Origin of the sequence: Pseudomonas canadensis (assembly GCF_030980095.1) — a bacterium.
GTDB lineage: Bacteria > Pseudomonadota > Gammaproteobacteria > Pseudomonadales > Pseudomonadaceae > Aquipseudomonas > Aquipseudomonas canadensis.
The window spans coordinates 2358261-2371839 of sequence record NZ_CP133298.1 but is presented as its reverse complement, the minus strand read 5'-3'; the positions used below and the strand labels follow the sequence as shown (position 1 = coordinate 2371839).

At 61.9% G+C, this 13579-nt stretch carries 18 protein-coding genes; 8 read left to right on the top strand and 10 right to left on the bottom strand.

What is annotated here, in order from left to right:
- The gene (gene gspG, locus RB216_RS11140) at positions 1-450 is read right to left on the bottom strand and encodes a type II secretion system major pseudopilin GspG (protein WP_028619764.1); all 450 of its coding nucleotides are present in this window, start codon (positions 448-450) and stop codon (positions 1-3) included.
- Positions 451-598: 148 nt separating this feature from the next.
- On the opposite strand from gspG, the gene gspI reads away from it, so the two are divergent.
- The gene (gspI, locus tag RB216_RS11135) at positions 599-964 is read left to right on the top strand and encodes a type II secretion system minor pseudopilin GspI (RefSeq protein ID WP_068933882.1); all 366 of its coding nucleotides are present in this window, start codon (positions 599-601) and stop codon (positions 962-964) included.
- Here gspI and RB216_RS11130 read toward each other — a convergent pair.
- The gene (locus RB216_RS11130; RefSeq protein WP_028619762.1) at positions 951-1382 is read right to left on the bottom strand and encodes a type II secretion system protein N; all 432 of its coding nucleotides are present in this window, start codon (positions 1380-1382) and stop codon (positions 951-953) included. The two genes, gspI and RB216_RS11130, sit on opposite strands and share 14 nt — an antisense overlap.
- A 93-nt stretch (positions 1383-1475) precedes the next feature.
- Here RB216_RS11130 and gspH point away from each other — a divergent pair, with 93 nt between their 5' ends.
- Both gspH and RB216_RS11120 read left to right on the top strand, forming a co-directional pair.
- A complete protein-coding gene (gspH, locus tag RB216_RS11125; RefSeq protein ID WP_236318349.1) occupies positions 1476-1928 on the top strand; it encodes a type II secretion system minor pseudopilin GspH in 453 nt (150 codons plus the stop codon).
- Positions 1925-2545 (top strand): type II secretion system protein GspJ, encoded by a 621-nt coding sequence (locus tag RB216_RS11120; protein ID WP_028619760.1) that lies wholly within the window; start codon positions 1925-1927, stop codon positions 2543-2545. The genes gspH and RB216_RS11120 overlap by 4 nt, the downstream gene beginning before the upstream one ends.
- Here RB216_RS11120 and RB216_RS11115 read toward each other — a convergent pair.
- Genes RB216_RS11115 through RB216_RS11105 form a run of 3 tightly spaced genes read right to left on the bottom strand, consistent with a single transcriptional unit; the run spans position 2542 to position 4707 of the window.
- Entirely contained in the window at positions 2542-3468 is a 927-nt protein-coding gene (locus RB216_RS11115; protein ID WP_122724540.1) for a FecR family protein, read from the bottom strand. The two genes, RB216_RS11120 and RB216_RS11115, sit on opposite strands and share 4 nt — an antisense overlap.
- A gap of 37 nt (positions 3469-3505) precedes the next feature.
- Positions 3506-4051 (bottom strand): RNA polymerase sigma factor, encoded by a 546-nt coding sequence (locus RB216_RS11110; protein WP_016980117.1) that lies wholly within the window; start codon positions 4049-4051, stop codon positions 3506-3508.
- Positions 4048-4707 (bottom strand): TonB family protein, encoded by a 660-nt coding sequence (locus RB216_RS11105; RefSeq protein WP_050587947.1) that lies wholly within the window; start codon positions 4705-4707, stop codon positions 4048-4050. The genes RB216_RS11110 and RB216_RS11105 overlap by 4 nt, the downstream gene beginning before the upstream one ends.
- Before the next feature lie 202 nt (positions 4708-4909).
- Here RB216_RS11105 and RB216_RS11100 point away from each other — a divergent pair, with 202 nt between their 5' ends.
- The 4 genes from RB216_RS11100 (at position 4910) to RB216_RS11085 (ending at position 8494) form a co-directional block, all read left to right on the top strand.
- Entirely contained in the window at positions 4910-5209 is a 300-nt protein-coding gene (locus RB216_RS11100) for a hypothetical protein (RefSeq protein ID WP_122724538.1), read from the top strand.
- Between the two features lie 94 nt (positions 5210-5303).
- Positions 5304-6197: a VOC family protein gene (locus RB216_RS11095; RefSeq protein ID WP_028619756.1), complete on the top strand. Its 894-nt coding sequence runs from the start codon at positions 5304-5306 to the stop codon at positions 6195-6197.
- Positions 6194-7585 carry an alginate export family protein gene (locus RB216_RS11090; RefSeq protein WP_028619755.1) on the top strand — a complete coding sequence of 464 codons (1392 nt, stop codon included), beginning with the start codon at positions 6194-6196 and terminating at the stop codon, positions 7583-7585. Before RB216_RS11095 ends, RB216_RS11090 begins: the two co-directional genes overlap by 4 nt.
- 90 nt (positions 7586-7675) lie before the next feature.
- Entirely contained in the window at positions 7676-8494 is an 819-nt protein-coding gene (locus RB216_RS11085; protein ID WP_028619754.1) for an alpha/beta fold hydrolase, read from the top strand.
- A gap of 54 nt (positions 8495-8548) precedes the next feature.
- Here the strand turns inward: RB216_RS11085 and RB216_RS11080 are convergent, their stop codons facing one another.
- Together RB216_RS11080 and RB216_RS11075 are read right to left on the bottom strand one after the other, a co-directional pair.
- Positions 8549-8935: a DoxX family protein gene (locus RB216_RS11080; protein WP_028619753.1), complete on the bottom strand. Its 387-nt coding sequence runs from the start codon at positions 8933-8935 to the stop codon at positions 8549-8551.
- 77 nt (positions 8936-9012) lie between these two features.
- On the bottom strand, positions 9013-9888 hold the full coding sequence (locus RB216_RS11075; protein WP_028619752.1) for a LysR family transcriptional regulator: 876 nt from the start codon (positions 9886-9888) through the stop codon (positions 9013-9015).
- Positions 9889-10074: 186 nt separating this feature from the next.
- Between RB216_RS11075 and RB216_RS11070 the strand changes: the two genes are divergently transcribed.
- Entirely contained in the window at positions 10075-11061 is a 987-nt protein-coding gene (locus tag RB216_RS11070; protein WP_308908695.1) for an NAD(P)H-quinone oxidoreductase, read from the top strand.
- Here the strand turns inward: RB216_RS11070 and RB216_RS11065 are convergent, their stop codons facing one another.
- The 3 genes from RB216_RS11065 to RB216_RS11055 form a co-directional block, all read right to left on the bottom strand.
- Positions 11062-12186: an alkene reductase gene (locus tag RB216_RS11065; protein WP_068933892.1), complete on the bottom strand. Its 1125-nt coding sequence runs from the start codon at positions 12184-12186 to the stop codon at positions 11062-11064.
- 79 nt (positions 12187-12265) lie between these two features.
- Complete coding sequence (locus RB216_RS11060; RefSeq protein ID WP_308908694.1) at positions 12266-12943, bottom strand: type 1 glutamine amidotransferase domain-containing protein; 678 nt, start codon at positions 12941-12943, stop codon at positions 12266-12268.
- A complete protein-coding gene (locus tag RB216_RS11055; RefSeq protein WP_028619748.1) occupies positions 12940-13569 on the bottom strand; it encodes a TetR/AcrR family transcriptional regulator in 630 nt (209 codons plus the stop codon). The genes RB216_RS11060 and RB216_RS11055 overlap by 4 nt, the downstream gene beginning before the upstream one ends.
- Positions 13570-13579: the final 10 nt, after the last annotated feature.

Here is a 13579-nt window from a genome sequence, read left to right as displayed (position 1 = left end):
TTACAGCTGCCAGGAGCCGATATCGGCATTCACACCCTCGCCATCCGGCTGGCCATCGGCACCGAGGGAGAACACATCGACCTCACCGTTGGCGCCTGGGTTAAGGTAGTGATAAGGGTTGCCCCACGGGTCGTTGGGCAACCGCTCCAGGTAGGCGCGCCAGTTGCTGTTCTTCGCGTCCGCCGGGCGCTCCACCAGCACTTTCAGACCTTGGTTCATGTTCGGGTAGGTACCGTGGTCGAGCCGATAGAGTTTCAGCGCCTGCATCAACCCACCGATGTCCTGCTTGGCCGCCGTGGCCCTTGCCTGGTCCGGCCGATCCAGCACCTTGGGCACCACCATGGCGGCCAGGATCCCGAGGATGACCACCACCACCATGATCTCGATCAAGGTGAAGCCACGCTGCCCGCGAGGGCCTGGCAATGGGGACGTTAGGCGCGCGATATCCATCTCGACATTCCTTGGCTTGAGTGCAATTCGTGGCGCAGTGTTGCAAGAACACATGTCAGTCGTATTGAAAATCCTCGGGAGTTTCGGTCGCCAATCGGTCAACTGCCGGCGCTAGTCTGCGGGCCTGTTTCCCGGCTTTGAGAGCACCATGTACGGCCGTCGCAAGGAGCAAGGTTTTACCCTGATCGAGGTGCTGGTGGCGCTGGCGATCATCGCCGTGGCCATGGCCGCCGCCGTGCGCGTGGCCGGGCTGATGACCCAGAGCAACGGCTTGCTGCGGGATAAATCGATCGCGTTGCTGGCGGCGCAGAGTCGCCTGGCGGAACTGCGCCTGGAAGGCCACTTGCGCAGCGGCAAGAAGACCTTCGAGTGCGATCAGGGCCGCCTGAAACTGCGTTGCGAGCAGACCATCAACGCCGATGGCCGCCTGTTTCAGGTCAACCTGCAGGTGCTCGACGCCAGCCGCGAAGCGCCACCCCTGGCGCGGCTGGACACCCAGGTCATGGCCGAGTGAGCAGCGGCAGCGCAGGGCCGTCCGGCAACTTGTCGAGGTTGACGCGCAGCTTCTCGCCACCGCGCTCGATCTCGACTCCATCGCCTTCGATGGCCGTCAACCGCACGCCGGGGCTGAGCCGCTCGCCCAACAGAAAGCTGCGCGGCGGTCCGTCGTTGAGACTGAGGATCGCCACCGCACCACGGGCGCCCGCCAGCACACCCGTGACCTTCACCTGCAGCGCCGTCGGCGCATTGGAAAACCATTGCAGCGCCGGGTTATCGCTGCGCGCCGCGAGTGCCTGGGGCGTGGCTTGGGGCGTGTGGGATTCTGCCGTGGTAAGCAGCAGCGGCGTCCATACCGCCACGCCCGCCAGGGCGGCCAGCACACCCAGCGCCTGCACGCCGTGGGCCAGGGTGAAACGATGGGCAAATGCCATGGGGAGGACCTCCTGTTTGTCCGTCGCACCAGCCTACAGATCAATTCGCACGCTTTTATTTCACAGACTCCCCAGTTCTCCAGGAAGCCCGCGATGAAACAGCAAGGTTTCACCCTGATCGAGCTAATGGTGGTGCTGGTGATCATCGGCATCGCCAGCGCCGCCATCAGTCTCACGATCAAACCCGACCCACTGCACCTGCTGCGCAAAGACGCCGAGCGCCTGAGCCAGTTGCTGCAAGTCGCCCAGGCCGAAGCCCACGCCGACGGCCGTTCCATCACCTGGCGTGCGGATGCCAAGGGCTTTGGCTTCAACCGCCGCAGCGATGATGGGAGGAGCGTGGAGTCTTTCCAGGGCGACACCCAACTGCGGCCGCGCCTCTGGGAAAGCACGCCCATGCAGATCAACATCGAACCCCGGCAAACCCTGGTGCTCAATGCCGAATGGATCAACCCACCGCTGCGGGTGGTGCTGTCCGACGGGCAACACAGCCTCAGCCTGCAACGCGACGCTGCCGGCTTGATGCGCGTAGTGAGTCAACCATGAACACGTCCCAGCAAGGCTTCACCCTGATCGAAGTGATGGTGGCGATCATGCTCATGGCGGTGGTCAGTCTGATCGCCTGGCGCGGGCTGGACAGCGTGACGCGCGCTGATCAGCATTTGCAGGCGAGCAGTGAGCAGACGGAGGTGCTGCTGCGGGCACTGAACCAGATGCAGCGCGACATCAGCTTGCGCGCCAGTGTTGAGCTGGTTGCCACCGATGTGTCGCAAGACGAGGCACCCAAAACCGAAGGGCTGGCCGCCGTGACCGTGCGCAGCTCCGACAGCAAGGGCTTCAGGCTGGACGTGATCCGCAGCGCTCCGACGGCCGGGGATGGGCTGCAACGCGTGCGCTGGTGGCTCAAGGGCGACTCGTTGTACCGCGCCGCCGCCCCGACGCGGGACCGATACCCGCTGCCGGCGGCCAAGGATGGGGTGGTGGTGTTGACCGGTGTGAGTGACCTGCAGGTGCGAGTGTGGGACGCAGACAAGGGATGGCGACAATTGAGCGGAAATCGTCGGGAGGATCCGCTGGGACTGGAAATCAGTCTGGTGCGGCAGACGCCTCAGGGCGTGGAAAAATATCGGCAGGTGGTGGGGCCGTTGGGGTCGATGAATTAACTCAACAACACCACCCCACCCGGCAACTCCGTGCACTTCGCCCCGTATGCATCGCGAATCAACAACGCCACGCCCGCCAGTTGCTGCAGACTGAACCGTGCCTGCACCCGGCGCTGTCCCAGTTGCTTGTTAAGCAATACAAGCATCCCAGGTCGGTACCGGTTGATCTCATCCACCACCGTCGCCAACGTGGCGTTGTTGAACACCAGCACCTGTTCACGCCAGGCCACGACTGCCTGGGTGTCGACTGTCGTCACCTCACTGAAACCGGCAGTGCTGTAGGTCAATTGCCGGCCACTGCCCAGGCTCATGCTGTTGCCGGCAGCGTCCACCGACAGCGACCCTTCGATACAGGTGACACACACGGTGTGATCGGTATGCCGCACGTTGAACCGCGCCTGCGCCGCGCTCACCCAACCCTCGCCGGCCTGGACCTTGAGCGGTTGGGCAACGTGGGCGAGCACTTCGACTTCGCCTTCAAGCAGTTCAATGCCCTGCCCCACCCGGCTGATGCGGGTCTGGGTGTTGAGCTCCAAGCTGATCCCCTCGCTTAACAGCACCTGGCGCTGCTCACCGACTTCAGTGTGATAGTCCGCGGTAAGCCCGGCAAAGCCACCCGGCACGCCGACGCGCACCATCACCACCGCGGCCGAAGCGGCAATCGCGCCGCCCAGGAACGCCCGTCGACCAAAGCTGCGCGGTTGCGCCACCTGGTCGAGGGCCGGTGTGAGGTTTTGCCACAGCACCTTGGCCTGCTCGAATGCCTGGGCATGCTCCGGGCTCTGCGCGCACCAGGCCTTGAGCGCCTTGGCATCGGTCACGGTGGCGCGGCCCGAGGTCAGCAGGAGCAGCCAATCGCGGGCTTCATCGTGCAGGGGGCTGGCGGCGGATGGCCGGGCGTTGGGGAAGCTGAAAATATTCAAGCGCGCACGTACTCACGGATTTATCAGGGACTCGACACTAAGACGGTTTTCCGGCCCCGGGACCGAACCGCTGAATCACTTTTCTTTCGAGGCGCTTGGCACAGTGGCCCAGGGCGGCCTTGATTTCCTTCTCGACCATGCGCGTGGAGATGCCGAAACGCTGGGAAATCTCAAGGTGCGGCGCCTCTTCCAGGCGCGCGGCGATGAGGATTTTGCGGCGGCGTGCCGGCAGTTCGTAAAGCGCCTTGACCAAGGATTGGATCTCTTTCTGGCCGCCCACCACCCGCGACGGGTCCTGGGCTTCGTCGGCGCTTTGCAGCAGTTCTTCCACTTCGCTGCCGGTGAGCAGGCGCGCATCGGCCTGGCGGCGGTCAGCGGCGATGTTCAGGGCCATGCGGTACAGGTAGGCGTTGGGCTGTTGCAGGTTGGGCGGCACGTCCATGCGGTCGACCCGCAGGTAGGTTTCGTGCAGCACGTCGTTGGCCAGGTCTTCCGAGCCCAGGCGCTTGCGCAAACGCACCTTGAAGTCTTCGTAGGAGGCCAGGAACAAGCTGACCATCGTACTGTGCCCGGTATTTTTCATCCGCCCCAGGTTCCTTTCGCTGCTGTGCATTCCATGCGTGTTCCTGTTGTGTCAGGCATCAGAAGTAAAGTCACCGGTTGGCGCAGTGAACTCGGCGCCGGGCGTTGGACCCGGGCTGCGCTCAGGCTGCGCACCAGTGCTTCATCGCGTTGTTCATCGCCGGTAGAACTGACCAACCGGCTGTGTTCAATCACCCCGTCCGGGTTGACCCACACCTGCACCAATGCCCGAAAACTGCCGGGCCGGGTCAGCGGCGAGCGGCACAGGCTGGTCTCGATGGCTTGCTGCAATGCCGTCGCGTAGCTGTTGTTGATCCGCGCGGCGCTGCGTGTCGCCGCCCCCTTTGTGGGCGGTGGCTGGCTGACCTGCGGGGTCTGCAAGGTAAACGCATCGCTGCGTGCATAACGTGCCATCAGGCCACTCCCTGTCAGCAACATCGCCAGTGCTTCTTGCGCCGTAAAGCGTCCGCGTACCCCGATGGAGCGCCGGCCCCGCGTCAACTCACGGTCCACCAGCACCGCCATCCCGGTGGCGCGGCTATAGGCTTGCAGTGCATGTTCCAGGTCTTGCGCCGGCAGGTTCAGCGACAGCAGCTGTGACTCTGCCTGCGCCGTACGACCGCCGGCCAACAGCAACAGCAAGACCAGGGCGCACATGACGCGCCTCCAGACTCCCTGTTCACCCCCTGCTCTGCATCGCTGCACGGCCGACGCGCCCTAGAAAACCGTCATCCTGAGGCCAGTTTATGAACCTGATGTTACGGTGATAGCAAAAAAAACATCACGGTGATGAGAAGCCCGCTGCACTAGACTTGCACGTCATGACGGGCCACTCCTGGGCCTCGCCAGGAGGCCACTGATGAAATCTTTACCGACCCTTTCCGCGTTGTTGCTGAGTGCCGCCTTGCCTTGGCTGGCTCACGCCGACGGCTGCCCAGAAGTCACGGTGGATGGCTACAAGGCCCCCGACTATGGCTGCCTGAGCCAACAGATGGGCAATGCCACGAACGCGGCCAAGGCAGCGAAGAAGAACCGTGAGGCGCAGGACATTTCCATCGAGAAAAGGCTGCCAAACACCCTCGGGCTGTCGACGCCCGCGGCGACCGGTGTGCGCATGGGCAATACCTTCGGTACCTCGGTAAAACCGCAGCGACCTTGAAACGCTCAACCAAGCACGTGCATACAATCGGCCCCACAGCCCCGCCCCTAAGATCGTGACTTTCGATCACGCTTAAAAGTGCTGGAGAGTGGGCATGTGTAAACGAGTGAAGGTTTCCCTGGCACTGACATTGCTGGCCGCGCAGATAATGGGCAGTGCCTTTGCGGCAACACCCGCGGTGGCCGTGGCGCCCCAGTACGACACCAGCCACGTCTATGTGGCACCGGCGGAGGTCGACCGATTTGCCCAGAGTTTCCTGGCCACCTTCGGCGGCAAAAGCACAGACCAAGTGGTGGTGAATGTACTGCCGGTGCCAAGCAGCACCACCTCGCAATTGCTGCAGACTCCAGCGGGCACGGTGTCGTTGTTTGGTTTCACCACGCCGATCCCGCATCCATTTGGCCAAGAGCGCAACGGTTACCTGGTCAAGGACATGGACGCCGCCCTCAAGGCCGCCCGGGAAAACGGCGCGGCGGTGATCGTCAACGACTTCCCCGACCCGATCGGGCGTGACGCGGTGGTGCAATGGCCAGGCGGCGTCAACATGCAGCTTTACTGGCACACTAAGACCCCTGAATACGCAGCGTTCCAGACCGTACCGGAAAACCGTGTGTACCTCAGCGCAGAGCGTGCCGATACGTTCATCAAATCGTTCCTCGGTTTCTCCCACGGTAAAGTCCTGGTCGATGACAAACACGCGCCTGGCGTCGATATCGGTCAAGCCAAAGGCAGTTATCGTCGTGTCGACATCGAGTCGCCATTCGGGCGCATGGCAGTGTTGGTCACCAACGGCCAACTGCCCTACCCGTTCGGCCACGAGACCACCGGCTATCAAGTGGCTGACCTGAAGGCTACCCTGGGCAAGGCCACCGGCTCTGGCGCCAAAGTGCTGGTGCCCGCGTTCGACAGCAAAGGCCGTCGCAGTGCGTTGGTCGAATTCCCAGGCGGCTACGTCGCAGAGATCCATCAACTCATCGCAGTAAAATGACCCGTCGCACAGGCTGGGGCCTGGCCGTGCTGTGGCCGCTGCTCGCCGGCAGCGTCCACGCCGACGAGCAAGCGACGCGTCCGGCCATCAAGGCCAACCGCTGGCAGGAGGATTGGTCGGTACTGCAGGACCCGGCGCTGCGCACGCAGCCGCTGGACAGCTTGAAGTACATCCCGTTGTCGAGCGCCGACCCGTTGACCTATCTGTCCCTGGGCGCAACCTTGCGCGAGCGTTTCGAAATGAACGACGCCAGCGGCTTCGGCGTACGCAACGTGAAACGTGACCGCTACCTGATCCAGCGTTTTCAGGTGCATGCCGACCTGCACCTGAACGAAAACTGGCGGGTATTCACCCAACTCGAAGATGTGCGTGCCTACGATAAAACCACGATTGGCGGCGCCGACCAGAACCGGGTTGACCTGCGACTGGCCTTTGCCGAATACGTGAATACCTTCAGCAGCGGTACACTCAAGGCCCGTGTCGGGCGCCAGGATTTCGCCTTCGACCTGCAGCGTTTCATCTCATCACGGGACGGGCCGAATGTGCGGCAATCCTTCGATGCGCTGTGGGCCGACTGGGAAACATCCAATTGGCGCTTCATCGGGATTGCCAGCCAGCCGGTGCAGTATCAGGACGGTCGGCACTTCGACGACAAATCCAACAGCGACGCGCGTTTCCATATGGTCCGCGTGGAACGGCTGGTGGGCGGCAAGAACGAGCTGTCGGCCTACTACGGCGTGTATGAACGCAGCGCGGCGCACTACCTGGACGCGGACGGTGACGAAACCCGACACTTGATCGACGCACGCCTGGGCGGCGCGGCCATGGGTTTTGACTGGGACATCGAAGCGATGCTGCAAAGCGGCTCGGTGGGCAACAAGGACATCCGCGCCTGGGCTGGGGGAAGCCGCACCGGCTACACCTTCGACAGCCTGGCCTGGAAACCGCGCGTGGGCCTGCAACTGGACATCGCCTCCGGCGATCGTAAAACCGGGGATGGCACCGTCGGTACGTTCAATCCGCTGTTCCCCAACGGTTACTACTTTTCTCTGGCGGGCTACACCGGCTACAGCAACCTGATTCACGTCAAACCGTCAATCACAGTCAAACCGATCGACAAGCTCAGCGTGCAAACCGCGATCGGCCTGCTCTGGCGTCAAACCATCAGCGACGCAGTGTACACCCAGCCCAATCTGCCGGTCGCCGGCACCGCTGGCAGAGGTGATCGCTGGACCGGCGCCTATGCGCAACTGCGCACCGATTATGTGTTCAGCCCCAACCTCACTGGCGCCGTCGAAGCCGTCCATTACGATGTAGGTCAGACCCTGCGCGGTGCTGGCGGCGATGACAGCAACTACCTGGGCGTCGAGCTTAAATTCAGCTGGTAGAGCCAACCCAGCACACCCGTACAAGCCCTGTATACGCCTTAGCCCAAATAGTGAAGCTACGCTTTTTTCACCTGACCCAAGGAGTTTTCCATGAGCACATTCGTTGCCAAAGACGGTACCCAGATCTACTTCAAGGACTGGGGCAGCGGTAAGCCCGTGTTGTTCAGCCATGGCTGGCCGCTGGATGCCGACATGTGGGAATACCAGATGGAATACCTGAGCAGCCGCGGCTTTCGCACCATCGCATTCGACCGCCGTGGTTTTGGCCGGTCAGACCAGCCGTGGACCGGCAACGACTACGACACCTTCGCCGACGATATCGCCCAGTTGATCGAGCACCTGGACCTCAAGGACGTGACCCTGGTGGGCTTCTCCATGGGTGGCGGCGACGTGGCGCGCTACATCGCACGCCATGGCAGCGCGCGCGTGGCCGGCCTGGTGTTGCTGGGCGCGGTGACGCCGCTGTTTGGTCAGAAACCGGACTACCCGCAAGGCGTCCCGGCTGAAGTGTTCGCCGGCATCAAGGCCGGGCTGCTGAAGGACCGTGCGCAATTCATCAGTGATTTCAACGCACCGTTCTATGGCACCAACAAAGGCCAGGTTGTCTCAGAGGGTGTGCTGACCCAAACCTTGCAGGTAGCGTTGCTGGCGTCCCTCAAATCGACCGTCGACTGCGTCACCGTATTCTCCGAAACCGACTTCCGCCCGGACATGACCAAGATCGACGTGCCGACCCTGGTGATCCACGGCGATGGCGATCAGATAGTACCGTTCGAGACAACCGGCAAAGTGGCCGCTGCCTCGATCAAGGGTGCCGAGTTGAAAGTCTACAAGGATGCCCCCCACGGGTTTGCCGTGACCCATGCGCAGCAGTTGAATGAAGACCTGCTGGCGTTCCTGAACCGCTGAAACACCTAAACCCTCCTCTCCTTATTTGGCCGGGCTTGCCCGGCCTTTTTTTGCTCAAGAGAAACGCTGAGGCAGTACCAGACGCCCTGGCCCGCTGATCAGCACCGTGGTGAAAATGATCAACAGCAGCCAACCGAACTGCGCCTCGAACAGCGTCCACTCCGGGTGCACCACCAGCAAGGCAATCAGCAGCACACACAGGATCGGCAGGCACGCCAGACGCACCAGCACGCCGGCAATGATCAGCAGCGGGCACAGCACTTCAGCAAATATCGCCAACATTAGCGTGGCCGAAGCGCCCAGATGAAACGGATCTTCGATCAGCTTCAATTGCTCGTTGTAACTCAGCAGCTTGGGCAAACCATGTACCCACAACAGGAACAACGCTCCGCTGACCCGCAGAAACAGCAGCCCCAAGTCCTGACATTTTGATTCGTTCATGCGTACGCTCGGTAGGTCGACATAAACATCGATTGTGTCGGCCGAGGCGCCCTCACGCTTGCAAGTCTGTGCTGACCTCACTCCCCGACGCCGGCAAACGCCGCGACGATTTCATCGATCACCACCCGCACCCGTGCGGTGTGGCGCAGGTCGGCGTGGGTCACCAGCCACACGTCGTACGGCAGTGGCCGGGAGCGCTCGGGCCACAGGCGCACCAGCCCGTCACGCTCACCCGTGCACACCGGGATTTCGCCTATGCCGATGCCGGCAGCGATCGAGCGGCGCACCAGCAAACTGGAACTCAAGGCAGCAACAATGCGCCCTCGGCCCAGAGGCTCGGAAACCAGGGTCAGCTCTTTCTTGCTTTGTAGGTGCGGCTGGTAGACCACCAGGTCATGCCCCTCGAACAGGCTGCCCGGTTCAGGCACGCCGTGGCGGTCAATGTAGTCCTGGGAGGCAAACAGGCCCAACGGCCAACGGGCGATGCGACGGGCGATCAGGTCGGGGTTATCCGGACGCTGGTTGCGCACAGCGATGTCGGCCTCACGCTTGGCCAGGCTGAGCATTTGGGTGGAAGCGTCCAGTTGCACGCGCACGTCGGGGTGTTTGTCGTGCAGGCGAGCGATGGACGGAATCAGGAAGTCGATGGCCAGGGAATCGGTGGTGCTGACGCGCACGGTGCCCGTTAAACGATCATCCAGGCCTTGAACCTGGCGCTCAAGGTCGAGGGCTGAACGCTCCATTTTCTCCACCGACAGCAATGCAGCCTCGCCCACGGCCGTCAGCGCGTAGCCCTCGGACGTGCGCAGGAACAAGGTGGCGCCCAGGGACTTTTCCAGGGCGTTGACCCGCCGGCCGACGGTGGCCTGATCCACGCCCAATACCCGTGCGGCGCCGCGCAATGTGGACTCCCGGCACACCGCCAGGAACACCCGTGCATCGTCCCAGTTCATTGCGTCCTCCACTGCTGCATATATGCATTTATGTGCTGCTGAATCGCAGCATTATTGCATCATGCGACGTTGCTATCCTGTCGACCATGGAAATATCCAAGATGACCCTGCTGCACGGTTTCATTTGAATCAACCGTCGCGCAGCGTGGTCCCACTTCATACGCTCACCGCAACAGGACCCGCAAAATGCCCCTGCCTACCGACATGACCCTGATTGAAATCACCACCCCTGGCGGCCCCGAGGTGCTCAAGCCGCGCCAGGTGCCATTGCCCTCCCCGGTAGCCGGTGAAATCCTGATCCGCGTGCACGCCGCCGGCGTCAACCGCCCGGACGCTTTGCAACGCGCCGGCAAGTACCCGATGAAACCCGGCATGAGCCCAATCCCCGGCCTGGAAGTGGCAGGTGAAGTGGTAGCGCTGGGCGATGGCGTGACCGAGTACGCCGTCGGTGACAAGGTTTGCGCCCTCACCAATGGCGGTGGTTACGCCCAATACTGCGCAGTGCCCGCCAGCCAGGCGTTGCCGGTTCCCGAAGGCATGGACTGGATTCAAGCGGCGGCCATCCCGGAAACCTTCTTTACCGTGTGGGCCAACCTGTTCGGCATCGGCGGCGCCCACAAGGGCCAGCGGGTGCTGATCCACGGCGGCACCAGTGGAATCGGCACCACCGCGCTGATGCTATGCCGCGAGTTCGGCATCCAGGCGTTTGCCACTGCCGGCAGCGAAGAAAAATGTGCGGCCATTCGTGCCCTGGGCGCAGAAGCAATCAACTATCGCGAACAGGATTTCGCCCAGGTGATCGGTGATCAAGGGGTGAATGTGATCCTCGACATCATGGGAGCCTCCTACCTCAACAACAACCTCAATGCGCTGGCGATGGACGGCCGTCTGGTAATGCTGGGGTTCCTCGGCGGTGCCAAGGCCAATGAGGTGGACTTGCTGACCATCCTAGGCAAACGCGCAATCGTCACCGGTTCGCTGCTGCGCGCACGGACCAAGGACGAAAAAGCCGCAATCGCCGACCAACTGCGCGAGTATGTATGGCCAGTGCTGTCAGCCGGGCGCTGCCTGCCGATGATCGACCAGGTGTTCGATTACACCCAGGCCGATCAGGCGCATGCGCGGATGGAAGGTGGGGATCATATTGGCAAGATAGTGTTGCGGGTTGCCTGATTATCCGGCGTAAACCGGGTAATCGATGTAGCCCTCTGCACCACCGCCGTACATGCCCTCTACCCGCAGCGGATTCAACGGCCACCCATTGAACAGCCGCTGCGGTAGATCCGGATTGGCAATGAACGGCCGCCCGAACGCGATCAAATCCGCCAGCCCCGCCTCTACCCATCGCGCACCGCGTTCAGCGGTGTAGCGGCCGGCGTAGATGATCCGTCCGCTGAACGTCTCGCGCACTGCACGGCGGAAGGTTTCAGGCAGGTCGGGGGCGTTGTCCCAGTCGGCTTCGGCAATGGAGACGTAGGCGATGCCCGACGCTTCCAGCACCTTGATGGCTTCGATGTAGGTGTGGTGCGGGTCGTCTTCCACCAGGCCGATGTACACGCGGTCCTGATCGGTGCCACTGAACAACGGCGAGAAGCGTACGCCCAGGCGTTCCGGCCCGACCACGGCGCTCACCGCCTCAACAATCTCACGCAGAAAGCGCAGGCGATTTTCCAACGAACCACCGTACTCATCGTCACGTTGATTGGCATGGGCCGAGATGAACTGGTTCACCAGGTAGCCATTGGCCGAATGGATCTCCACCCCGTCAAACCCGGCATCCAGCGCATTGCGTGCAGCCTGGGCGTAGTGCCCGACCAGCTCCTTGACCTCCTGCGTGGTCAATGCACGTGGCACGGGCGGCTGTTTCAACTCACCCTCGCCCGGCGCCGTTTCGATAAAGGCTTTGGCTTGCAGGGCCTGGAGGGCAGACGGTGCGATTGGCGCCGCCCCTTCTGGCTGCAAGGCGTTATGCGACACCCGACCGACATGCCACAACTGGGCAAAGATCACCCCGCCCTCGGCATGCACCGCGTCGGTGACCTTGCGCCAACCGTCGATCTGCGCCGGGGTGTAGATGCCCGGTGTCCAGGCGTAGCCCTGGCCCCGTGGCTCTATCTGCGTGCCTTCGCTGACCATGAAACCGGCACTGGCCCGCTGGCGGTAATACTCGGCCATCAAATCGGTCGCGATATCACCCGGTTGGGCGCTGCGCTGGCGCGTCAATGGCGGCAAGACGATACGGTTGTTCAGCGTATGGTGCCCCAGCTTTATTGGGGTACTTAAAACATTGTCAGTCATCTAATCATTTCCAAATTCTGGACGTGCTAAAGCATTGGCGACTTATAAAAGTCGCCAATGAACTCAGCGGTTTATTTAATTAAGCGGTCAGTTTCAGCAGGGCTTTAGCGACATCACTGGAACTGCCAGGATTTTGCCCAGTCACCAACAAGCCATCGGTAATGACAAAGGACTGCCAGTCAGCGCCTTTCTCATACAGGCCGCCCAGCTTCTTGAATTCATCTTCCACCAGAAACGGCACCACATCGGTCAGTTCCACCGCCGCCTCTTCCGAGTTGGAGAACCCGGTGACGCGACGCCCCTTGACCAACGGTTCACCATTCACCGCCTTGACGTGACGCAGCGCGCCCGGTGCGTGGCAGACAAAGCCGATGGGCTTATCAGCACGCTCGAAGGACTCGATCAGCGCGATCGACACCGGCGATTCGGCCAGGTCCCACAGCGGGCCGTGGCCGCCTGGGTAGAACACAGTGTCGAAATCGTCGGCGTTGACCGAGCCCAGTTTCACCGTGGTCGCCAGGGCTTGCTGGGCGGCAGAATCGGCGGCAAAGCGCTGAGTCTGTTCGGTCTGGAAGTCCGGCTGGTCACTCACCGGGTCCAGCGGCGGCTGGCCGCCGGCCGGTGAAGCCAGTACGATCTCGGCGCCGGCGTCCTTGAACGCGTAATAGGGTGCGGCAAACTCTTCGAGCCAGAAGCCGGTCTTGCGGCCGGTATCGCCAAGCTGGTCGTGAGAGGTCAGTACCATTAATACTTTCATTTTCCAGTGCCTCGATAGGTGTGAATGTCAGTTTCTTCCGGCTGACCCAACAACTGTCGGGTCAACCCCAACGCCTCATCAAAAGGCGCCGTAGTACGGGTGATCTTGCTCATGACGCTGGTCCCCAACCACAACGCATACAGGCGCCGCGCCAGGCTGTCCGGGTGTTGCGTAATCGCTACCGAGCCGTCTTCGACGCCCTGCTGCAAGGCCTCGGCCAGCAACCCGATGGTGCGTGCAGTGCCACGTTGCAGGGCCAGGCGCATCGGCTCTGAAAGGTCTGACACCTCCGCACCGAGTTTGACGGCAAGGCATTTGCCCGCGTCGGTGCAGCCGGTCTGGTTGTCGATCCAGCATTGCCAATAAGCCATCAACTTGGCGTGCTGGGTTAAACCCGGCAGGTCGAACAGTTGCTGCATGCCGTGCACATAGTTGTCGAAGTAGTGGTCGAGCAATACAACGCCGAACGCATCTTTGGAGGTGAAGTAGTGATAAAACGAACCTTTGGGTACGTCGGCGGCTTGCAGTATTTCGTTCAGGCCCACCGCAGAAAATCCTTTGCGGCCAACAATCAATTGCGCCGTATCAAGAATGCTCTGGCGCACAGTTTTAGTTTCGTTGCTCATCGGATTAGAC

Excerpts from the sequence above, each read along its gene's own strand:
- RB216_RS11065 (WP_068933892.1), bottom strand. The coding sequence starts at position 12,186 with ATGACTGACAATGTTTTAAGTACCCCAATAAAGCTGGGGCACCATACG.
- RB216_RS11070 (WP_308908695.1), top strand. The coding sequence starts at position 10,075 with ATGCCCCTGCCTACCGACATGACCCTGATTGAAATCACCACCCCTGGC.
- RB216_RS11105 (WP_050587947.1), bottom strand. The coding sequence starts at position 4,707 with ATGTGCGCCCTGGTCTTGCTGTTGCTGTTGGCCGGCGGTCGTACGGCG.
- RB216_RS11095 (WP_028619756.1), top strand. The coding sequence starts at position 5,304 with ATGTGTAAACGAGTGAAGGTTTCCCTGGCACTGACATTGCTGGCCGCG.
- RB216_RS11080 (WP_028619753.1), bottom strand. The coding sequence starts at position 8,935 with ATGAACGAATCAAAATGTCAGGACTTGGGGCTGCTGTTTCTGCGGGTC.
- gspI (WP_068933882.1), top strand. The coding sequence starts at position 599 with ATGTACGGCCGTCGCAAGGAGCAAGGTTTTACCCTGATCGAGGTGCTG.
- RB216_RS11100 (WP_122724538.1), top strand. The coding sequence starts at position 4,910 with ATGAAATCTTTACCGACCCTTTCCGCGTTGTTGCTGAGTGCCGCCTTG.
- RB216_RS11130 (WP_028619762.1), bottom strand. The coding sequence starts at position 1,382 with ATGGCATTTGCCCATCGTTTCACCCTGGCCCACGGCGTGCAGGCGCTG.
- RB216_RS11085 (WP_028619754.1), top strand. The coding sequence starts at position 7,676 with ATGAGCACATTCGTTGCCAAAGACGGTACCCAGATCTACTTCAAGGAC.
- RB216_RS11075 (WP_028619752.1), bottom strand. The coding sequence starts at position 9,888 with ATGAACTGGGACGATGCACGGGTGTTCCTGGCGGTGTGCCGGGAGTCC.
- RB216_RS11055 (WP_028619748.1), bottom strand. The coding sequence starts at position 13,569 with ATGAGCAACGAAACTAAAACTGTGCGCCAGAGCATTCTTGATACGGCG.
- RB216_RS11060 (WP_308908694.1), bottom strand. The coding sequence starts at position 12,943 with ATGAAAGTATTAATGGTACTGACCTCTCACGACCAGCTTGGCGATACC.
- RB216_RS11110 (WP_016980117.1), bottom strand. The coding sequence starts at position 4,051 with ATGAAAAATACCGGGCACAGTACGATGGTCAGCTTGTTCCTGGCCTCC.
- RB216_RS11090 (WP_028619755.1), top strand. The coding sequence starts at position 6,194 with ATGACCCGTCGCACAGGCTGGGGCCTGGCCGTGCTGTGGCCGCTGCTC.
- gspG (WP_028619764.1), bottom strand. The coding sequence starts at position 450 with ATGGATATCGCGCGCCTAACGTCCCCATTGCCAGGCCCTCGCGGGCAG.
- gspH (WP_236318349.1), top strand. The coding sequence starts at position 1,476 with ATGAAACAGCAAGGTTTCACCCTGATCGAGCTAATGGTGGTGCTGGTG.
- RB216_RS11120 (WP_028619760.1), top strand. The coding sequence starts at position 1,925 with ATGAACACGTCCCAGCAAGGCTTCACCCTGATCGAAGTGATGGTGGCG.